Consider the following 20,054-nt stretch of genomic DNA (forward strand, 5'->3'; position numbering starts at 1 on the left):
TGATGGCGCATTGACGGCAATGGCTGCAACAAAAATGAATACTCCTTGTGTGCGAGCGATAGCGCAAACGTGACTGAGTAAGCGGCCGCCTTGATTCCACCCGGTCGCCTTCCCTAAGGTGAGGCACCGACCGCTGTGGTCGTCTGCCTCGATTCTCCCTCACCCGAGGCGCCCGGCGGTCGAGTGCAAAAGGAGTCCGTGCGGTGGCAACCATGCCTCCCGATCGTCACGCCCCGAGCCATCCCCCGCTTCGACCGTTCGGAGCGCGCCGGGTCGTACGTCGTCTCCTCACCATGGTCGCGGCGGTCGCGGTCGGCGCCGGGCTGCTGGCGGCCCCGGCGCACGCGGCGCCGCCGTCGGTGGACGAGATCGACGCGCAGATCGACAAGCAGTGGCAACAGCTCGAGCCAACCATTGAGAACTACAACAAGGTTCGCGCCCAGCTCAAGGTCAACCAGAAGAAGTCGGCGGAGCTCGAAAAGAAGATGGTGCCGCTGGAGCTGGAGTCGGCCCTGGCGATGAACAAGGTCGGCGACATCGCCGCCCGCTCCTACATGACGGGCCCGTCGCAGGAGATCGGAGCCCTGCTGGTGAACACCCAGCCGGGCACCCTCGCCGAGCAACTTGTCATCCTCGACCGGCTGGCCCAGCAGCAGCGCAAGCAGATCGCCAAAGTGCTCGCCGTCCGCGACAAGTACAACGCGCAGAAGCAGAAGCTGGACGCGCTGATCGCCACCCAGATCAAGCAGCGCGACGAGTTGGCGGCCAAGAAGAAGCAGATCGACGCCGAGATGACGCGGCTGAAGGCGATGCTGCCGAAATCGTCGGTGCGGGTCGAAGGCTGCCCGAAGATCGACGGCGTGATCGCCGCCGCCGCCCAGATCGCCATCAAGACGGCCTGCAGCAAAACCGGTGCCCCGTACGTGTGGGGTGCCACCGGCCCGAACTCGTTCGACTGCTCCGGCCTCACCCAGTTCGCCTACAAGGCGGCGGGCATCTACCTCACCCACTTCACCGGTGCGCAGTGGAACGAGGGCCGGGCCGTGTCCCGCGCCGAGGCGCGCCCCGGTGACCTGGTCTTCTTCTACAGCGACCTGCACCATGTCGGGCTCTACCTCGGCAACGGGCTGATGGTGCACGCGCCACAGCCCGGGCAACCGGTGAAGGTGGCGCAGATCGCCTACCAGCCGGTCGCCGGCTTCCGCCGGCCCTACTGATCTGGTCGACCAGCACGGAGGCCCTCGGTCCGACTGGACCGAGGGCCTCCGTGTCGTCAGGGGTTACCAGGGGCCCCCAGGGGCGACGGCACGATCTGCACGTCGTCGAGGTTGACGTACATGATCCGGTGGCCGAACTGGATCTGCACGTACTGCATCTTGCCGCGGACGACCGTCCGGTCACCCGGTGCTGAGCCGTTGAACGATACGGCCCGGTAGTACTCCCCCGGCAGGACGCCGCCGACCGCGTACCGCTGGCCCGCCTTGAAGGTGTACTGCAGCGGGGAGATGGCCTGGTACGGAATAGTGGATGGGTAGGCCGCCTGCTCGGGGTAGGCCCGTCCGTACACCGGGATGGTGCTCTTCCCCGGCTTAGGGGTCACCACGAAGCCAACCGACCACTTCGCTGTGGGTGCGGAGGCCGGGTTGTGGAACCAGGCCTTCTGGCCGAGATACCAGATCGCCGTCCAGTCCCCCTGCCGGTCCGCGAGGGCGTACGTCTGGCCGGCCGAGGCGCGGGCGCCGTGGTCGGAGATGTACATGGTGTTCGGCGTGCCGTTCGACCGCAGCCCGAGATCATTGACCAGCGGCGCGTCAGCGCTCGGTGCGGTGCGCAAGATGACCGACGAGGAGCCGCGCAGCGGGCACGGCACGGCCGGCGGCGTCGGCTTCGGGACGCCCGGCGGCTGCTGGTTGCAGCCGGTGAAGGCCGGCTGGTTGGTGGCGTAGTCCGGGTCGATGGTGACCAGCCCGGTGTGCGAGGTCCCGGTACCCTTCAACGGCGCTTTCATCAGGTCGAAGTAGTGCGACCAGTCCCAGTACGGGCCCGGGTCCCAGTGCATCCCGGCCACATTCCCGGCGGTGATGCCGGGGACGTTGTCGTGGCCCAGGATGTGCTGCCGGTCCAGCGGGATGCCGAAGCTCAGCGCCAGGTGCCGGACCAGCTTGGCCGAGGTTCGGTACATCGCCTCGGTGTACCAGGTGCCGTGGCCGGCGAAGCCCTCGTGCTCGATGCCGATCGACTTGGCGTTGACGTACCAGTTGCCGGCGTGCCAGCCGACGTTCTTCGCCTTGATGTGCTGGGCGATGTAGCCGTCCACTGAGCGCAGCGTGTAGTGCCAGCCGAGGTAGTCGGCTCGCTGGACGAGGTCGACGCTGGGACCGAAGTAGCCCTCGGTGTCGTGGATGATGATGTACTCGATTTTCTGCTGGGCGGGCCGGTTGCCCACGTCGTAGTTGCCGTAGTCGCCCGGATCCGCGCTGAGCTGCGCGTACGGTGCGGGAATCCACTCGCAGGCCAGCCGGACCGGGCACTCCAGGCCGTCCGGCCGCTCGGCGCGGCGCAGCCCGAGCCGGAACAGCCAGGACAGGTCCGGCCGTACCGCCTTGGCGGCGAGGGTCACCCGCTGGCCGTCGTCGGTGGTTCGGCTGGCACCCTGGCCGAGCTGGTCGTACACCTCGTCGGCGAAGGCCGCCGCGGCATCCTCGGTGTCCGCGCCGGAATACCGGGCCACCGCGCCGTACCAGGCCGCCGGGTTGCTGCCGGTGCCGACCGGCCCACCCAGCTGCCGCTGGTACGACGCGAGCAGCGCCGCCCCGCCCCGGATGTTGGTCGCCGCGTCCGTGCGCAGCGTCTCCTTCGACTCGCCGGTGAGGTCGGCGGCGGCATCGAGGGTCTGCAGCGACGCCTGCGGCAGCAGGTCGCCGCTCGGCCGGGCCGCGATCGCCGGGTCGAGGGTGAGCGGCCGGGACTCGTCGCCCCGGGGGTCCTCGTCCTCGTCGACGTGGGCGCTGGACGGTGTCGAGGCGACCTGCACGGCGTCGGTCAGGTGCATCGGGCCGTAGCCGCCGCTGGTGCTGGGCTGGCCCGGGTTGGTGTCCCAGCGGGATTCCAGATACGAGACGCCGAGTAGCACGCTCTGCGGCACGCCGTACTCGGCTGCCGCGGCGGCGTACTGTTGCTGGCGGTCCTGGGTGTCGATGGTCCCGGGGGTGCGGGGCGCCGCCGCGGTGGGGCCGCCGGTCGCGAGGGCAGTGGCCGCCGCGACGGCGGCGGCCAACAGCACCCGTCGGGGCGATGGTAGGACTGTGAGGTGCATCGAACCTCCAGATAGAGATGGGGGTCACTGCCTGTCCACCCTCACTCCGCACCTGGCTTCCGGTCAATACCTTTCCGGATAACGATGCAGCCCGTAGGAAATCTTCACTCTCTCCGTTCGTGATCGAAAATTCGCGTACGGTGTGTCACGGCGTCGCGGGTTGCGGATTGATAACGACGATCCCTACTCTGGTCAATCGTCGACCGGTAGGTCCACCGTCCAACCCGGGCGGTGACGGTCGGACACCGCCGAGTCGCCTCCGGGCGAGCCGGGGACCCAGGTACCTGGGGTGAATCCGCACCGCGGTGCGGTAGGGCGACTCCCTTCCCGCCCGAACCCGTCAGCTAACCCGGTAGGCGGTCAGGGAAGAAGGAGTACGGAGCCCGGTGGCACACCATGCCCCGCGGCCACCGTCGGTCCGGTCGGTCGACCGGTCGACGGCTGCGCCGCGTTCACGCTGGTCCCGCTTCACCACCGCCCTCGCCGCACTGGTCGGCACCACCGTCGTCCTGACCGGTGGCGCCACGGCGGCCCACGCCGATCCATCCGTCACCGAGATCGAGCGCCAGATCGACCAGGACTGGAACAAGCTCGAACCGATCATCGAGCAGGTCAACGCCACCCGCGAAGACCTCGCCGCCAAGCGCAAGCAGGCCGCCGCGCTGGCCAAGCAGATCGCCCCGCTGCAGGCCCAGGTCGACGAGGCCCTCGGGCAGGTCGGCGGTCTCGCCGCCAACGCGTACAAGGGCGACGCCATCTCCACCGTCAACGCACTGCTGGGCAGCCGAACGCCCGGCGAACTGGTCGACGGCCTGGAACTGCTCGACCGCTTCGCGTACCGCCAGCAGCAGCAGGTGCAGGCCGTGGCCGACCTGCGCGATCAGTTGGCCGCGAAGAAGAAGCCGCTGGACGACATGATCACCCAGCTGGCCCGGACCGAGGCCCAGCTCGCGGCCCGCAAGAAGCAGATCGACACCGAGATCGCCCGGCTGCAGAAGCTGCGGCTCAAGGTGTACGGCAACGGCGGCGGCGGCCCGCTGCGCCCGGCGCCCTGCCCCGCCGGTTACCCGGGTGGTCCCGCCGGGGTGGCGGTCAAGTTCGCCTGCGCCCAGATCGGCAAGATCTACGTCTGGGGGGCCGCCGGCCCCGATCACTACGACTGCTCCGGCCTGACGATGGCGGCCTGGGCCAAGGCCGGCGTCTCCCTGCCGCACAACGCCAGACAGCAGCACGACGTCACCCAGCGGGTGAGCCGCGCCGACCTGCGCCCTGGCGACCTGGTCTTTTACTACAGCGACATCCACCACGTGGCGATGTACGTCGGCGACGGCTGGGTGGTGCACGCCTCCGAGTCGGGCAAGCCGATCACGATGAAACGCGCCGACGACGGTCAGATCAACAGCTACGGCCGCCCCGCCTGAGGTGTAAGCAGGGGCCCCTGTTAACGCCTCCGGTAGAGGAGGGGGCCCCTGTTAACACCTCGTTGGCCGTCAGCGGGTCGGCCAGGTGCGCCAGTTCTGCCAGGAGCGGCTCGGGGTCGGGCCGCGCTGCCCCTGGTAGCGCGAGCCGTAGACCGCCGAGCCGTACGGGTGCTCAGCCGGCGAGGAGAGCCGGAAGATGCAGAGCTGACCGATCTTCATGCCCGGCCAGAGGGTGATCGGCAGGTTCGCCACGTTGGAGAGCTCCAACGTGACGTGCCCGGAGAAGCCCGGGTCGATGAAGCCGGCGGTCGAATGGGTGAGCAACCCGAGCCGGCCCAGCGAGCTCTTCCCTTCGAGGCGGCCCGCGAGCTGGTCGCCGAGCGAGATCACCTCGAGCGTGGAGGCGAGCACGAACTCGCCCGGGTGCAGCACGAACGGCTCGCCCTCGGGCACCTCCACCATCGAGGTCAGGTCGTCCTGCTGCGCGGCCGGGTCGATGTGGGTGTAGAGATGGTTGTTGAAGACCCGGAAGAGCCGGTCCAGGCGTACGTCGATGCTGGACGGCTGCACCAGCGCCGGCTCGAAGGGCTCCAGCGCGAGCGTGCCCGACTCGATCTCGGCGGCCAGGTCGCGGTCGGAGAGCAGCATCGGAACACCATAGCGACCGGTACGGGTGACCTGCGTGTCGGACTGCGTCCTCGTACACGTGTTCGATAGAATGTCCGCATGGCATCCTGGTCCGAATTCGCCGCCGACGAGCCCCGTCTCGCCGACGAGATCCGCCTTCTCCTGCAGCAGTACGGGCCGGGTTTCGGCTACCTCGCCACGGTCCGCGCCGACGGCGGCCCGCGCGTCCACCCGATCTCCCCGGTCATCACCGACGAGGGGCTCTACTGCTTCGTCATCGATTCGCCCAAGCGCCGCGACCTCGAACGTGACGGCCGCTACGCGCTGCACTCGTTCCCGCCCGAGGAGAGCGACGACGAGGCGTACGTCGCCGGCCGCGCCTGCCCGGTGACCGACCCCGCCACCGTGACCCGGGTGGCCGCGCTCGGTCGGGCTGCGCCGCAGGTCGACTGGCGGCTGTTCGAGTTCAACGTCGACGTGGCGATGCTGACCCGACGCGACCAGGCGGCCTACCTCGGCGCCGGCCGGCCGCAGGTGCGGGTCTGGCTCGACCCGCGGGCGACCGGCTCCGCTCGGCAGGCCGCCACCGTCGTACCCGAGGCCCGGCTTGGTCGGCACGGCTTCGACAGTCGCCGCCCGGCCGCCTGAACCCGCAGTAGCCGGTGCCGGCCCCATCGCGGAACGGGACCGGCACCGGCGTGCGGGGCTGGGGCTGCTACGCCGCGCGGTAGGCGTTCCACGCGGTCAGCATCCGGCTCGCCTGACCAGGCGTGAACTCGTACATGCACGAGTCGTAGCTGTAGTCCATGAAGTTGTGGATCGGGTCCAGGCCGGGCGCGGTGCAGGTATCCCGCCCGGTCGGGCAGCCGGATGCCGGCGAGGCTTCGGCCGGGGTGTCGCTGACGCTGTCGCCGGAGCCGGAGCAGCCGCCCTGGAAGGTGTGGTAGAGGTTCAGCCAGTGGCCGATCTCGTGGGTGCCCGTGTAGCCCTTGTTGTAGTTGGTGGTGGTGCCACCCGGCAGGGATTCGTTCAGCACGACGACGCCGTCCATCGGGTCCAGGGTGCTCTTCGGGAAGGTCGCCCAGCCCAGCAGGCCGTTGCTCAGCTGGCCCAGGTAAATGTTGAGCGTGTTCTTGCCACCCTGGCGCAGCGAGGTCTTCATGGAGCGCTCGGCCGAGGAGCCCTGGACGATCGGGTACCAGGACGCGTTGGTGACCCGGTTGATCTTCTGTAGCTGGAACCCGAAGCTGGTGGCGGCACCGCCGGTGGCGCCGCTGTAGGCCTGGTTCAGCACGCTGATCTGCTGGTTGATCATCGAGTCCGGGATGTTGCCGCCGGCCCGGGTGCTGTCTTTCTGAATTACGTGCACGACGACCGGGATGGTCACCGTCGCCAGGGGGGCGACGGCCCCGGCGCCGGCGCGGAACCGGGCTCGCTCGGCCAGAACGGCAGCGAGGTCGGCCTCGCGCTCGCGCACCTGCGCGGCCGTCAGCTCGTTCGGCTCGTGCATGCCGTGCACGCCGGCCTTCAACCGGGCGTTCGAATGGACGTCGGCCGGCTCGACGCAGCCTTCCGCTGGGGCGGCGGAGAAGGCCGAAGCGGCCGGGACGACGCCCACCACGGCGGTGCTGAGCAGCAGCGCGAGGGTCGTGGACGCGACACCGGCGGCACGCCGGGTCAGCAGGTTGGGACGGAGTCCCATGGGCCCACCTCTTTCTGGCGACGTGACAGGGGGTGTGTCACGCCGTGGCTGAGAACGTGGGGGTGACGTTACAGTTCATCGATCAATTTGCAAACGTCTACGTGTTGCCGTCGCGAAACTTCCAGCCGCTCCCCGGGCGGCTTCAAGATCGTGTCGAGTTCGTTTCGCGTGGGCGGAAGGCGTGCCGGGGGTACCTGGGTGCACGATGGCGGTGACCTCAGGTACAGTGGTGCCGCCTGCGGGTGTAGTTCAATGGCAGAACATCAGCTTCCCAAGCTGACAGTGCGGGTTCGATTCCCGTCACCCGCTCCACGCGAAGGCCCTGATCAGGACGCGAGTCCCGGCAGGGCCTTCGATGCTCCAAGGTCAAGAATCATGCGGCGTGCCATAAGCGTGCCATTAGCCCTGCTCGCCGCTGGCCTCATTTACAGGCGCGGGTCCACGGGTACCCCGACCGCAGCTTCGTCACCGCGATGGAGAGCTCGGCCGAGTCAGGCTGCGACGGGAAAACGGCCGCGCCGGATCAGATCGAGTACATGGACAAGGCAGCTGGTACCGCAGTCGGCTTGGACTACAAGCAGCGCTTCCTCGCCGCTCTCGACGTCCGGACCAACCATGCGGCAGTCGATGTCGGCTGTGGCCCGGGAACGGACCTTGGCCGACTTGCTGACGCGGTTGGTGCCGGAGGGTCGGTGATCGGTGTCGACTGTGAGCCCCGGATGCTGGACGAGGCCCGCCGCCGTCATGCCGACCGGAAGAAGCTCTACCTCGGGCCGGCGACGCCAGTCGGTCGACTCGTGCGGACGAGCTTCGACCAGGAGAACCGGCCGATCGAGGTGTACCAGGTGATCCTTCCCGGGGACCGTCACGTCCTGCTCTACGAGGTCGACGCCGAATGAAGCCGACGCCGGTGACGCTGACGGGCCGCCTGATCCGACTCAAACCACTCGGGCCACAGCGTTGCGCTACGCGACCAGGAACGGGGTCACCGACTGCCTTTCGCGGTGGTGGATCTCCGCAGCGGGAGAGCGATCGGAAGCACGAGCTACATCGACATCCGTCCGAACAACCGCACGCTAGAGATCGGCTGGACCTGGCTCACGCCCAGCCATTGGGGAAGCGGTGCCAACACCGAAGCCAAGTTCCTCCTGATGCGGCACGCGTTCGAGGTGCTGGGCGTCGGACGGGTAGCGATCAAGACCGACCTACGCAACGCGAGATCGCAGCGAGCCATCGAGCGACTTGGAGCGCACCGGGAAGGCGTGTGGCGCAACCACCGGCTACTGAGCACGGGCGATACCGCGACAGCGTCTTCTACAGCGTCTTCGACTCCGAGTGGCCCACGATGCGCGACAAGCTGGCAGCCGCCATCCAGTGACGACCGGGAGGCCGGTGGCCGCCGGCTGCCGGCCATGCCTGGTCTCACATGATGCTTGACGCTTCGGCCTCGCATGCTCCTCCACGTGATCACGATGAGGCTACTTGCCGCGCCTGCTGCAACACCCGACCCACCTGTGTGGTGACTGCAGCGAGCGGTAGCGCCACGTACCCCCAAAAGGTGCCGTCAACAAACGCCTTGAACCCGTCGATCGAGCGGCCCACGATCTCCGGGTTGGTGGCCATGATCTGGTGCGCGTGCTGCACCGTCGGCATGTGATCGTGCGAGAACCCGGTATCGATCCAGCCCCACGGGTACCCCTGCTGTCCGTAGTAGCAGTACATGCATGAGATTTCCTCCCGCACGATCAGGAGGCTGCCGAAGACGCCGACGACCGCGAGCGCGCCAACAGCTATCCAGGCAGCTCGGCCGATTCGCCGCCCGCTGATCCCGAGCCAGACGAGTGCCGAGCCGCCAGCCACCAGCGCCCCCGCAAACGCCGCATAGTCGCTCTGTAGTCGGCCCAGCAGCAGCACCACCGGCCCCGCGATCAGGCTTGACAGACCCATGAAGGCGTAGGGATTCAGACGCATCGCGACAGGATGCCACGAGCGCGGCTGCGGAAGGTTCCCCTGACAAGGCGGGATCGAGGGTCGCGATAGCCTCATGGCCCTAGGAGCAGGTAGACAAGCCGGCTAGCGCGCGTGCCGGAGAAGCTATCCCCGTCCACTGACAGAAGATGTCAGGGGAGGGTGCCTAACCTGCGGGACATGGACAACAGCACCGCATTCGACTTCTTCACCGGCACCTACGACGTCGTCAACCGCTGGCGCACCGACTTCCTTGATCCCGCCGAGGGCGCCGACCGCTGGGAGGAGTTCCCCGGCGTCACCCGCGCCTCGGTGCACTTCGACGGCCGGGCCAGCTTCGACGAGATCACCTTCCCGACGAAGGACTTTGCCGGTCTGACCCTGCGCCTTTACGACCCGGCGGCCGACGCCTGGTCCCTGTACTGGGCCAGCAAGCGCACCGGCACTCTCTTCCCACCCGTTACCGGCCGATTCGGCACGGACGGTACCGGCGTTTTCCGCGGAGACGACGAGCACGACGGCCGCAGGATCCGGGCTCGCTTCATCTGGTCGGAGATCACGGAGAACAGCGCCCACTGGGAGCAGGCGTTCTCCGTGGACGGGGAGCAGACCTGGATCACCAACTGGCACATGCACTTCACCCGCCGCCCCGCCTGACCGCCTCCGTCGCTGCGCCACGTCCGTCAACGGCAGTCGGAAGGGCTATCCACGGGCCACAAGCGAGTGCCACCAGGGGGCAAGTCAGACCGTCCAGGACCGAACCAACCAGCGGCTACCTGGCAGGACGATCCGATCTTGTGCGATTCCAAGCTGAGTCCGGGTTCGATTCCCGTCACCCGCTCCACGCGAAAGGCCCTGATCAGGACGCCAGTCTCGGTCAGGGCCTTCGATGTTCCACGGGCCACCAGCGCCCTACGGGCCACTAGCCACGCTTCTTGCGGGCTTCCTGCCCTCGACCAGAAGGCCCTAGGCCGTCGAGTCCGGAGGGGCGGGCAGGCGGCCAGCCGGGCCGCGCGCGGACCGGTCCGTTACGGGGACGGCATGAGAGCGTTGCGTCTGTCAGAGTACGCGTATGACCGAACCACTCCCGGCGGCCCGAACCCGCACGGTGCTGGCCCTCAGGTTAGTGATGGTCGCGGGGTACGTCGGTCTTACCGTCGCCGTAACGCTGCTCGCGCTCGATGATTCGACCCTGCTCACCCCTGCCGGGATCGCCGCCATTCTTCTTGCGCCGTTGGCGATCGCCGCCGTGTTCCTTGGCGAACTCCTAATCGGAATTCCATGGATGCTTGGGATCACGGACGTAGATCCTGGCGACTCCAGCAACTCGTGGGTCTACGCCCTGGGTGCTCTCATCGCGGCCGTGAACGCCGGCCTCTACCTCTGGCTTGTCGTCCGGTACCGGCAGCGGCACCAGGCGTTCAGATAGCAGAGCGTGCAGCGGCAACCTCGGCGTTACTCCGGAGGATGCAAAACTCGTTGCCCTCCGGATCGGCGAGCACGACCCAGCCGGTCCCGTCGGGGTTCCGTCGGTCATCGATCTGCGTCGCGCCGAGGCTGATCAGCCGTGCCAGTTCCTCGTCGCGCGAGCCGTTGCCCGGGCGCAAGTCGAAGTGCAGCCGATTCTTGACCTGCTTCCGTTCTGGAACCTCGATGAACAGCAAGCGGTGTCGCCCGTCGGGAGACGAGATCATGCACTCCTCATGGCCGGGCTCGTTGGGGTCGTCGGGGTCCTCGGCATAGTCCAGGACGACTCGCCACCATGCCGACAGCGCGTAGGCGTTGGTGCAGTCGATGCTGGTATGAGAGATGAAGGCGGTCACCCGGCCAGAGTGCCCGACGGTCGAGAGTCAACGCGACCGCTTTACCTTGAGCGGCCGGGTGCGCAGAACTCACCCGGTGGGCACCAGGTCACGGATGTGGCGCAGGCCGGGCTGCCCGTCGAGCAGCACCTCGCCGACGGGCACGAACCCGGTGCGCCGCAACACCGCGAGCGAGCCCGGGTTCGCTAGCGCGGCCGACGCGACCAGCCGGCGCAGCCCGTACTCCTCGCGGGCCAGGTCGCAGACGCGGCGGACGCCTTCCTGCGCCAGGCCCCGCCCGGTGGCCTGCTCGGCTACCCGATAGCCCAGCTCGGCGCTGCCGTCGGCGACGTCGACCAGGTTGAACCGCCCCAGCACACCGCCGTCGTCGTCGACCAGGACGTGGAAGTGGCATTCGCCGGCGGCCTGCTCCGCCAGCAGGGCCGCATGGCGGGCGGCGAACTCGGCGAAGTAGTCATCGCCCCGATCCGGCACGAATCGCGCGAAGTATGTTCGGTTCTCCCGCTCGAAGCGAAGCAGCGCGGAGGCGTGACGGGCATCGAGCCGCTGCAGTTCGGGCATCGCGCCACGCTAGCAGCGGTCCAAGCGCGCTACGCGTCCCAGGGATACCAGCGCTCTGCGCGGGTCGGGGCCTGCCGGTGGGCGAGTAGACCCGGCATTATCACCCCCGGCCCGATCTGGCGTCCGCGCCTGCGGACTGAGCTGTCGGACCCGGCTGGCAACATGCGGGCCGTGCAGGACGTGCGGGACGAGATCCGGGCCCTGGTCGAGGCGTTGCCTCCGGGCGACGAGTTGGAGGCCCGGCACCGGGCGGAAACCCTGGCCTGGCTCGCCGGGACGGATGACATCTTTCGCCGGGAAAAGCCCCGCACGCCCTCGCCGCACCTGGTGGCGTACTTCCTGTTGCGCGACGAGGCGGATGGCGCGGTGCTGCTGGTCGACCACCGCAAGGCGGGGATGTGGCTGCCCAGCGGCGGTCACGTCGAGCCGGGCGAGCACCCGGCGCAGACCGTACGCCGGGAGGTGGTGGAGGAGTTGGGCGTGCCGGCCGTCTTCGCCTCGGGGTTCGGCGAGCGTCCGGCCTTCCTCACCGTGACGGAGACGGTCGGCCCGCCGGAGCACCGGCACACGGACGTCAGCCTCTGGTATGTGCTGAGCGGCAGCCGCGACCAGCGGCTGGTGCCCGACCCGGGCGAGTTCCGGGGCGTCCGCTGGTGGACGCCCCGGGAGGTGGCCGATGCGATGCCGGCAACGGTCGAGCCGCACCTGGGCCGGATGCTGGCCAAACTCACCTCGGCTTGACTCTGCCCTTCGGGCAGGGCCGAGCGTGGTCCGTGCCGGCGCGAGGAGCGTGACCGGCACGAGGAGGAGGCGTCCGTGGAGCTGCTGACCATCGGGGTGTTCGCCCGCGCGGCGCGACTGACGCCCAAGGCGCTACGGCTCTACGCCGAGCTGGGGCTCCTGCCGCCAGCCGCCGTCGACCCGCACTCGGGCTACCGGTACTACGAGCCGGCTCAGCTCGACCGGGCCCGGCTGATCGCCACGTTGCGTCGGGCCGGGATGCCGCTCGCCGACATCCGGGCCGTCTGCGGCCTGCCGTCGAAGGCGGCAGCCGAGGCGGTCGACGCCTGGTGGCACCGGGTCAGCGCGGACACGGCGGCTCGTGGTCGCGTCGTCGCGCTCCTCGTCGACCAGCTCGCCGAGAGGAAGTGCACCATGTCCGAAACCAATTTCCGGTACGCCGTCCGCTGCGAGACCGGTACCGCCCGGGACACCAACGAGGACACCGCGTACGCCAGCGCGGACCTGCTCGCCGTCGCCGACGGCATGCGCGGCCCGGGTGGCGCCGCCGCCAGCGCCGCCGCCGTCGAGGCGCTCCGGCCGCTGGAGCTGGCCGACGCGCCGGCCGCCGAGCTGCTCGCCACGCTGGCCGGGGCGGTGACGTCGGCCGATCGCACGGTACGCGCCGCCGCCACCGAGGGGCACCAGCCGGTCACCACCCTCACCGCGATCCTGCGTCGAGGTTCGCAGCTGGCCCTGGTGCACGTCGGGGACACCCGGGCGTACCTGCTGCGCGGGGGCGAGCTGTTCCGGCTGACGCAGGACCACACGTACGTGCAGTCGCTGGTCGACCAGGGCCGGCTCAGCCCGGCGGAGGCGGCCGCGCATCCTCAGCGGGCCCTGCTGGTGCGGGCGCTCGGGGCCGGCGCGCAGGTCGAGGCCGACCTGGCGCTGCGTACCGCCCTCGTCGGCGACCGCTACCTGCTCTGCTCCGACGGGCTTTCCGCCGTGGTCGGGCAGGAGGCGCTGCAGGCCGCGCTCGCCGCCGCCGACCCGGAGACCGCCGTCGGGCGCCTGGTCGACCTCGCGTACGCCGAGGGCGCGCCGGACAATCTCGCCTGTGTGGTGGCCGACGTGGTGTCGGCGTAGCGCGCCGGCCCGGGCCGGCGCGACCGGTCCGGGCCGTACGCTGGCGATCATGCGGATTGGCATCGTGATCCTGCCCGATCAGCGCTGGTCGGACTCGCGGCGGCGCTGGCGGCAGGCGGAAGAGTGGGGCTTCGACCACGCCTGGACGTACGACCACCTGGGCTGGCGGGACCTGGTCGACGGCCCCTGGTTCGACTCGATGATCACGTTGACCGCCGCCGCCACGGTCACCTCGCGGATCCGCCTGGGCACGCTGGTCGCCTCGCCCAACTTCCGCCATCCGGCGGCGTTCGCCCGGCAGGTGACCGCGTTGGACGACATCTCCGACGGCCGGGTGCTGCTCGGCCTCGGTGCGGGCGGCATCGGCTTCGACGCCACGGTGCTGGGCGGGGAGACGCTGCCGCCGGGGCGGCGGGTCGACCGGTTCGCCGAGTTCACCGAGCTGCTGGACCTGATCCTGCGCGAGGACGGCACCACCTGGCGGGGTGAGTGGTTCGCCGCCGTGGACGCCCGGAACAACCCGGGCTGCGTGCAGCGGCCCCGGGTGCCGTTCGTGATGGCCGCGAACGGGCCCCGCTCGATGCGGCTGGCGGCCCGGTTCGGGCAGGGGTGGGTGACCACCGGCCTCGGCGGTGACGATCTGGAGACCTGGTGGTCGTCCGTCGAGGATCTTTCCGCCCGGATGGACGTGATCCTGGACCGGGCGGGCCGCGAGCCGGCCACGCTGGACCGTTACCTTTCCCTCGACTCGGCACCGGTTTTCTCGCTCACCAGCGTGGACCTCTTCGCCGAGCAGGTCGCGCGGGCGGCCCGGCTCGGCTTCACCGACGTGGTGACGCACTGGCCACGGGCCAGCAGCTGGTACGCCGGCGACGAGGCGACGCTGGCGGCGGCGGTGGACCTGCTGCCCGAACTGCGCCGGCTCTGACGCGGCTCGTGGTGGTTAGTAGGGGGCCCCTGCTCTACCGGAAACGTTAAGAAGGGGCCCCTCCTTAACCTCAGGTGCCGAGGTCGCCGGTGCTGATGCCGCCGTCTCCGGCGGAGACGAACCGGAACCGGATGCAGACCACCTGCGAGTCGTCGTCGACCGTGAAGCCCTCCCGGGCCCAGTAGCGGCGGTGCCCCTCCCGCCACTCCTCGATGGACCGGTCGCCCTCCCCTTCGGAGCGGGCGAACTCCCAGGACACGTCGGCGAAGCGGACCACCTCGACGCCGGTGACCTCGACGACGCCGACCAGCCCGTCGTGGTCATCGACCAGGACCAGCCGCTCGCCGACGCGCTCCAGCTCCTCGTTTTCCTCGGCGTAGTCGGAGGTCAGCAGGCCGGCGGTGGCGGTCTTCACGCCGGCCAGCACGAGGGTGTTGAGGTTGGCGCGCATCTCGCCGGGCGTGCCGAGGGCGAGGGTGCGCAGTCCTCCGATGCGGGGCCACATCCTGCCGAGGCTAATCGTCGGCTGCCGTCCCGGCGCGGGATTTCGCCCGCCCCAACGGGTGGGCCGAGGCCCCGGGCCGGGTGTGCACCGCCGTGGAGGGCTTCGTCAAATGAGCTGGCCGGCGTAGTCGGCCGCCGCCAGGACCTGCCCGTCGCCGGTCGCCGTGTACGCGTCCAGCACCGCGTCGGCCAGCTTCACCACGTGCGCGTCGCCGTGCCGGGCCGCCCGGGCGAACACCTCCGCCGGAACGACGGCGTCGGGCGTGACCGCCGGTGGAGCGGCCGGTGCCGGTGGGGCGTACACCGAGGTCACGGCGGCCGTGGCCGACCAGGCCCCGGCGACGCTCGGCGCCCACAGGGCCGGGTCCAGGGCCGGGAGGGTACGCAGCACCGCGGTCGGCGCGGTCACCGCGTGCACCAGCATCACCGGTTCACCGTGCCCGAACCTGAGGTAGTCCAGGCCGGTCCGGTGCACCAGCTCGGTGAGGGTCCGTTCGGATTCCGCCGGGCTCTCCGGCGCGCGCAGCGTCGTCGCGGCTTCGGCCCACTCCGGTACGTCCGGCAGTCGGCCCAGCCGTTCCCGAATGCCGCCGCTCTGCGTGGAAATCCGGGGCAGCCCGGCCAGCGCGTCCGCCACGCCGGACCGGCCGGTGAGCGGGCCGGCCCCGGGCACCGGCTGCCAGCGGGCGGCCCAGTAGCCGAGCGCCTGGCCCAGCTCGGCGAGTCGCTCCGGTCCCGCCCCGTCGGTGCGCAGCACTCGGACCGCGTGCCCGACCCGGATCACCCCGTGGGTGGCGCCGGCCGCGATGCCCGGCAGCAACCGCGGCCACCAGGTGCCCAGCACCTCCCGCCAGGGACGTTCGCGCAGCTCGCGGTCGAAATGGGCGAGCCAGTCGCCGGCCCTCTTCGGGTCGCCGAGCGCGGCCCGCCAGTCGTCGATCGGCCGCAGCCCGCGCGGCAGGTCGTCCAGCCGGCGCAGGTAGTCGTCCAGCCAGCGGTGCACGCGCCCGCCGTGGCCGTGCCGAGCCAGTGCCTCGACCGCCATCGGCCCGTGGTTGGACAGCCAACCCCGGTACTCCGGACCGGTCCGGTGTAGCCGCTGGTACGCCTCGTCCAGGATGCCGTCGTCCATACGACGATCCTCGGAGTTCAACCGCGCTTGAGGTCAACCCGGCTACCCCTTCATCCTTTCGCCTGACGTGGACTCGGGCGATCGGATACACGTATCAGGGTAAATGCGGGCATACCACCGTGATCACGTTGACTTCGGAAGTGCTTCTCTCGTTACGGTCCGACCCGGTTTGTTCAGCCGACGAAAGGACCGGGCGGTGGCTGGTAAACACTTCCGTACCCGCAAGTTCTCCTCGCCCGCCGGCATCGCCGCGACCGCGGCGGTCGGCGTGCTGATCGCCGTCGGCGGCACCTTCGGGGCGGTACAGCTCACCTCGGGCGAGCCCGCCGCCGATTCCGCCCTCGCGGAACCCGTCGTCGCGGACTCCCTGCCCGAGACCCTCGCCCCCGAGTTGGCCGCCCCCTCGGTCTCGCCGAGCCTCAGCCCCTCGCCGACGGCAACCCCCAGCCCGACGGCGACCCGTACCCAGGCGGCGTCCCGCAGCAAGACCCGAACCGCCAGCCCGAAGCCGACCGCTCCGAAGACGACAGCTCCGAAGCCGGCGGCGGCGAAGGCCACCCCTGCCCCGAAGGTCGTCGACAGCGGCTCCTGCGGCGCGTCCTTCTATGACGAGGGCCAGATGACCGCGAACGGGGAGACCTTCAACCCCAACGCGCTGACCGCCGCGCACAAGACCCTGCCGTTCAACACCATGGTCCGGGTGACCAATCCGGCCAACGGCAAGTCGGTCGTCGTTCGGATCAACGACCGGGGGCCGTTCATCAGCGGCCGGTGCCTGGACCTCTCCCGCGCCGCCTTCGCGGCGATCGCCTCGACTTCCCTCGGCGCGGTGACCGTTCGGTACGAGGTGCTCGGCTGATCCCGTGACGTGCGGCGATCGGGCCCGTGGAGCGGTCCGGCCGGGCAGAACATGCTCAGACGACGGGCCAGGTTCATTCACCCGTTCACCTCAATCAGGCATGCTGTCCGGTATACGCACACAACCCTTCCAGTCGGGCCGCGGCCCACTGAGCCCCGGATCCCGCGCCGGACTCGGCGCGGCCCTCGCCCTGCTCGCACTCGTGTCCGCGATGGAGCTGGCGGGGCGAGCGTCGTCGCACCAAGCAGATTCCGACGGCCGTATCTCGCACTACCTCGCCCTGATGGTGGCCGCCCCGATTCTGGCCGCCGCGCTGGCCTCCTGGTGGGTCGTGCTGGGGGTGGGTATCCTCGCCACGGCCATCGGGGCCGCCTTCGCCCTGACCGAGCCGACCACGTCCCTGGTCTCCGCCGTCAACGTCGCCGCCGTAGCGTTGGCCACCGCGATCGCCAGCGCCGTGGCGGCGGTACGCCAGCGCCAGGCCGAGAAGATCGCCGAACTGTCCCGGCTCGCCTCGGTCGCCCAGCAGGCGGTGCTTCGACCGATCGGGCCGCAGGTCGGCACGCTCGCGGTGGCCGCCCGCTATATCTCCTCCACCGCCCGGGCCGAGATCGGCGGCGACCTGTACGAGGCGATGGACACCCCGTACGGCGTCCGCATGATCATCGGCGATGTGCGGGGCAAGGGGCTGGACGCGGTCCGGCTGGCCAGCATCGTGCTCGGGTCGTACCGGCATGTGGCGTACGAGCGGGCGGACCTGCGCGCGGTGGTGACCGACCTGGACCGGGCGGTGGCCCGCAACGTGGGCGACGAGGACTTCGTCACCGCCGCGTTGGTCGAGGAGCGGGGCGGCACCCTCACCATCGTCAGCTGTGGGCACCCGTCGCCGCTGCTGCTGCGCCGGGGCGCGGTGATCCCGCTGGAACCGCCCGCGCCCGCGCCCCCGCTGGGCTTCATGCCGGTGGTCCGTCCCCGGGTGGAACGGCTCGAACCGGGCGACCGGTTGCTGCTCTTCACCGACGGGCTGGGGGAAGCGCGCCGGGACGGCGAGTTCTTCCCGACGGCTGACCGGGCCTGGCGGCTGCTCGGCCACGGCACGGTCGCGGACGGCCTCGCCTCGCTGGAGACCGCCCTGGTCGAGTGGGTGCACGGGCGACTCGACGACGACATCGCGCTGGTCCTGATGGAATACACCGGCCCGCGTACGGGGGTGGGGGCGGCCGTGCCGAGTTGGGAGGTCGGCGCGACGGAGAGCTGATGCTCTCCGGGCGGCTCAGCCGGTCCGGCGGAACCGTCGGCGTCGCCGGCTAGCGTCCGCATATGTGACCGCTGTCACTTTCACGATCGGCTTGTCGTTGCCTACCGATGAGTAATACAGTCTGAGTTACTGATCGGTAACAGCTGTTCGGAAGCGGGGCCAGCGAGCATGACCCACTACAAGAGCAATCTTCGAGACCTCGAGTTCAACCTGTTCGAGGTCTTCGGGGCGGACCGGACGTTCGGCCAGGCGCCGTACACGGACCTGGACGTCGACACCGCCCGCAGCTTCCTTGCCGAGGTCGACCGCCTGGCCCGCGAGGATCTGGCCGCCAGCTACGCGGACAGTGACCGCAACCCGCCGACCTTCGACCCGGCGACGCACACCGCACCGCTGCCGGAGTCGTTCAAGAAGTCTTACCAGGCCTTCATGGATTCGGAGTTCTGGCGGCTGGACCTTCCGGAGGCCCTCGGCGGCACCAGCGCCCCCCGCGCCCTCTGGTGGTCGCTCGCCGAGCTGGTACTCGGCGCTAACGCCCCGATCTGGATGTACGCCTCCGGCCCGTCCTTCGCGCACGTGCTGCACGTCGAGGGCACCGAGCGGCAGCGGAAGTGGGCCAAGCTCTTCATCGAGCAGCAGTGGGGCTCCACCATGGTGCTGACCGAGCCGGACGCCGGCTCGGACGTGGGCACCGGCCGTACCCGGGCCATCCCGCAGCCGGACGGCTCCTGGCACATCGAGGGCGTCAAGCGCTTCATCACCTCGGGCGAGCACGACCTCGCCGACAACATCGTCCACTATGTGCTGGCCCGCCCGGTCGGCGTCGAGGGCGTCGGCGGCCCGGGCACCAAGGGCCTGTCCCTCTTCGTCGTGCCGAAGTACCACTTCGACGAGGAGACCGGCGAGCTGGGCGAGCGCAACGGCGTCTTCGCCACCAATGTCGAGCACAAGATGGGCCTGAAGGTCTCCAACACCTGCGAGATGACCTTCGGCGAGCACGGCGTCCCGGCCAAGGGCTGGCTGCTGGGTGACAAGCACGACGGCATCCGGCAGATGTTCATGATCATCGAGTACGCCCGGATGATGGTCGGCACCAAGGCGATCGCCACCCTCTCCACCGGCTACCTCAACGCCCTCGAATACGCGAAGAACCGGGTGCAGGGCGCCGACCTGGTCCAGCAGGCCGACAAGAGCGCGCCGCGGGTCACCATCACCCACCACCCGGACGTGCGCCGCTCGCTGCTCATGCAGAAGTCGTACGCCGAGGGCCTGCGCGCGCTCGTCTGCTATACGGCGACCTGGCAGGACCGGGTCGCGATCGCCGAGGCGGCCGGCGACGAACAGGCCACCAAGGTGGCCAAGCGAGTCAACGATCTGCTGCTGCCGTTGGTCAAGGGCGTCGGCTCGGAGCGGGCGTACGAGCTGCTCGGCCACGAGTCGCTGCAGACCTTCGGCGGCTCCGGCTTCCTGCAGGACTACCCGCTGGAGCAGTATGTCCGCGATGCCAAGATCGACACCCTGTACGAGGGCACCACGGCGATCCAGAGCCTCGACCTCATCTTCCGGAAGATCGTCCGGGACAACGGCAAGGCCCTGCTGGCGGTCGCCGGCGAGATCCAGGAGTTCATCACCTCCGAGGCCGGCAACGGCCAGCTCAAGGAGGAGCGGCAGGCGCTCGGCAAGGCACTCGCCGAGATCCAGAACATTCTCGGCGTGCTGACCGGCTGGCTCGGCGAGGCCCAGTCCGGCGACACGCGGGCCCTCTACAAGGTCGGCCTGAGCAGCCGGCGGTTCCTGCTGGCGGTCGGCGACCTGGTTGTCGGCTGGCTGTTGCAGAAGCAGGCGGACGTGGCATTGAAGGCGCTGGCCGGCGAGGTCTCCGTCGCCGACCGGGCGTTCTACACCGGCAAGGTGGCCGCCGCCCGGTTCTTCGCCCGCGAGGTGCTGCCCCGAATCGGCGCCGACCGGCGGATCATTGAGGGCGCCGACCTGGAGATCATGGACCTCCCGGAGGAGGCGTTCTGACCCTATCTGGGGTGATTCGAGCGGTTCGACCCTGACGAACGGCGGCCGGCGAGCGGACAGC

20 protein-coding genes, 1 tRNA gene, 1 pseudogene and 1 riboswitch are annotated in these 20,054 nt (G+C 69.9%); of the genes and pseudogenes, 14 read left to right on the forward strand and 8 right to left on the reverse strand.

Annotation, left to right across the window (positions count from 1 at the left end; translation table 11 throughout):
• The first annotated feature begins 212 nt into the window (after window positions 1-212).
• Entirely contained in the window at window positions 213-1,217 is a 1,005-nt protein-coding gene (locus ABZ671_RS15020; RefSeq protein WP_357857165.1) for an NlpC/P60 family protein, read from the forward strand.
• A gap of 56 nt (window positions 1,218-1,273) precedes the next feature.
• Here the strand turns inward: ABZ671_RS15020 and ABZ671_RS15025 are convergent, their stop codons facing one another.
• On the reverse strand, window positions 1,274-3,316 hold the full coding sequence (locus ABZ671_RS15025; protein WP_357857081.1) for a peptidoglycan recognition family protein: 2,043 nt from the start codon (window positions 3,314-3,316) through the stop codon (window positions 1,274-1,276).
• A gap of 236 nt (window positions 3,317-3,552) precedes the next feature.
• Window positions 3,553-3,690: riboswitch (cyclic di-AMP (ydaO/yuaA leader) on the forward strand.
• 12 nt (window positions 3,691-3,702) lie between these two features.
• Here ABZ671_RS15025 and ABZ671_RS15030 point away from each other — a divergent pair.
• Window positions 3,703-4,737: an NlpC/P60 family protein gene (locus ABZ671_RS15030; RefSeq protein WP_357857084.1), complete on the forward strand. Its 1,035-nt coding sequence runs from the start codon at window positions 3,703-3,705 to the stop codon at window positions 4,735-4,737.
• A 69-nt stretch (window positions 4,738-4,806) separates the two neighbouring features.
• Here the strand turns inward: ABZ671_RS15030 and dcd are convergent, their stop codons facing one another.
• Entirely contained in the window at window positions 4,807-5,385 is a 579-nt protein-coding gene (gene dcd / locus ABZ671_RS15035; protein ID WP_357857087.1) for a dCTP deaminase, read from the reverse strand.
• A gap of 78 nt (window positions 5,386-5,463) precedes the next feature.
• On the opposite strand from dcd, the gene ABZ671_RS15040 reads away from it, so the two are divergent.
• Complete coding sequence (locus ABZ671_RS15040; protein ID WP_357857089.1) at window positions 5,464-6,012, forward strand: pyridoxamine 5'-phosphate oxidase family protein; 549 nt, start codon at window positions 5,464-5,466, stop codon at window positions 6,010-6,012.
• Between the two features lie 67 nt (window positions 6,013-6,079).
• Here ABZ671_RS15040 and ABZ671_RS15045 read toward each other — a convergent pair whose 3' ends face one another.
• Window positions 6,080-7,066 carry a zinc metalloprotease gene (locus tag ABZ671_RS15045; protein ID WP_357857092.1) on the reverse strand — a complete coding sequence of 329 codons (987 nt, stop codon included), beginning with the start codon at window positions 7,064-7,066 and terminating at the stop codon, window positions 6,080-6,082.
• A gap of 238 nt (window positions 7,067-7,304) precedes the next feature.
• Between ABZ671_RS15045 and ABZ671_RS15050 the strand changes: the two genes are divergently transcribed.
• The 3 genes and pseudogenes from ABZ671_RS15050 to ABZ671_RS15060 all read left to right on the forward strand — a co-directional run.
• Window positions 7,305-7,378, forward strand: a tRNA-Gly gene (locus ABZ671_RS15050).
• A 224-nt stretch (window positions 7,379-7,602) separates the two neighbouring features.
• Entirely contained in the window at window positions 7,603-7,965 is a 363-nt protein-coding gene (locus ABZ671_RS15055) for a methyltransferase domain-containing protein (protein ID WP_357857095.1), read from the forward strand.
• 108 nt (window positions 7,966-8,073) lie between these two features.
• A pseudogene (locus tag ABZ671_RS15060) lies at window positions 8,074-8,256 on the forward strand (GNAT family N-acetyltransferase); the annotation flags it as partial.
• 277 nt (window positions 8,257-8,533) lie between these two features.
• On the opposite strand, the gene ABZ671_RS15065 reads toward ABZ671_RS15060, so the two are convergent.
• On the reverse strand, window positions 8,534-9,037 hold the full coding sequence (locus ABZ671_RS15065; protein WP_357857099.1) for a hypothetical protein: 504 nt from the start codon (window positions 9,035-9,037) through the stop codon (window positions 8,534-8,536).
• Window positions 9,038-9,214: 177 nt separating this feature from the next.
• Between ABZ671_RS15065 and ABZ671_RS15070 the strand changes: the two genes are divergently transcribed.
• Both ABZ671_RS15070 and ABZ671_RS15075 read left to right on the forward strand, forming a co-directional pair.
• Window positions 9,215-9,691 carry a hypothetical protein gene (locus ABZ671_RS15070; RefSeq protein WP_357857101.1) on the forward strand — a complete coding sequence of 159 codons (477 nt, stop codon included), beginning with the start codon at window positions 9,215-9,217 and terminating at the stop codon, window positions 9,689-9,691.
• Window positions 9,692-10,106: 415 nt separating this feature from the next.
• On the forward strand, window positions 10,107-10,463 hold the full coding sequence (locus ABZ671_RS15075) for a hypothetical protein (RefSeq protein WP_357857105.1): 357 nt from the start codon (window positions 10,107-10,109) through the stop codon (window positions 10,461-10,463).
• On the opposite strand, the gene ABZ671_RS15080 is transcribed toward ABZ671_RS15075, so the two are convergent.
• Entirely contained in the window at window positions 10,456-10,857 is a 402-nt protein-coding gene (locus tag ABZ671_RS15080) for a VOC family protein (protein ID WP_357857108.1), read from the reverse strand. The two genes, ABZ671_RS15075 and ABZ671_RS15080, sit on opposite strands and share 8 nt — an antisense overlap.
• A 69-nt stretch (window positions 10,858-10,926) precedes the next feature.
• Window positions 10,927-11,418, reverse strand: a complete 492-nt coding sequence (locus ABZ671_RS15085; protein WP_357857111.1) for a GNAT family N-acetyltransferase — start codon at window positions 11,416-11,418, stop codon at window positions 10,927-10,929.
• A 171-nt stretch (window positions 11,419-11,589) separates the two neighbouring features.
• Between ABZ671_RS15085 and ABZ671_RS15090 the strand changes: the two genes are divergently transcribed.
• The 3 genes from ABZ671_RS15090 (at window position 11,590) to ABZ671_RS15100 (ending at window position 14,215) form a co-directional block, all read left to right on the forward strand.
• Window positions 11,590-12,159 carry an NUDIX domain-containing protein gene (locus ABZ671_RS15090; RefSeq protein ID WP_357857114.1) on the forward strand — a complete coding sequence of 190 codons (570 nt, stop codon included), beginning with the start codon at window positions 11,590-11,592 and terminating at the stop codon, window positions 12,157-12,159.
• 75 nt (window positions 12,160-12,234) lie between these two features.
• A complete protein-coding gene (locus ABZ671_RS15095; protein WP_357857117.1) occupies window positions 12,235-13,287 on the forward strand; it encodes a MerR family transcriptional regulator in 1,053 nt (350 codons plus the stop codon).
• A 49-nt stretch (window positions 13,288-13,336) separates the two neighbouring features.
• A complete protein-coding gene (locus ABZ671_RS15100; protein WP_357857120.1) occupies window positions 13,337-14,215 on the forward strand; it encodes an LLM class flavin-dependent oxidoreductase in 879 nt (292 codons plus the stop codon).
• Between the two features lie 70 nt (window positions 14,216-14,285).
• Here ABZ671_RS15100 and ABZ671_RS15105 read toward each other — a convergent pair whose 3' ends face one another.
• Window positions 14,286-14,720, reverse strand: coding sequence for an ASCH domain-containing protein (locus ABZ671_RS15105; protein WP_357857123.1), 435 nt, complete (start codon window positions 14,718-14,720; stop codon window positions 14,286-14,288).
• Between the two features lie 105 nt (window positions 14,721-14,825).
• A complete protein-coding gene (locus ABZ671_RS15110; protein WP_357857126.1) occupies window positions 14,826-15,851 on the reverse strand; it encodes a hypothetical protein in 1,026 nt (341 codons plus the stop codon).
• A gap of 196 nt (window positions 15,852-16,047) precedes the next feature.
• Here ABZ671_RS15110 and ABZ671_RS15115 point away from each other — a divergent pair, with 196 nt between their 5' ends.
• From ABZ671_RS15115 to ABZ671_RS15125, 3 genes are all read left to right on the forward strand, one after another.
• A complete protein-coding gene (locus ABZ671_RS15115; protein WP_357857129.1) occupies window positions 16,048-16,710 on the forward strand; it encodes a septal ring lytic transglycosylase RlpA family protein in 663 nt (220 codons plus the stop codon).
• Between the two features lie 100 nt (window positions 16,711-16,810).
• A complete protein-coding gene (locus tag ABZ671_RS15120) occupies window positions 16,811-17,968 on the forward strand; it encodes a PP2C family protein-serine/threonine phosphatase (protein WP_357857132.1) in 1,158 nt (385 codons plus the stop codon).
• A gap of 168 nt (window positions 17,969-18,136) precedes the next feature.
• Window positions 18,137-19,993, forward strand: a complete 1,857-nt coding sequence (locus ABZ671_RS15125; protein WP_357857135.1) for an acyl-CoA dehydrogenase — start codon at window positions 18,137-18,139, stop codon at window positions 19,991-19,993.
• The last annotated feature ends 61 nt before the right edge of the window (window positions 19,994-20,054 follow it).

The sequence above is a fragment of the Micromonospora sp. NPDC006766 genome, assembly GCF_040636055.1.
GTDB lineage: Bacteria > Actinomycetota > Actinomycetes > Mycobacteriales > Micromonosporaceae > Micromonospora.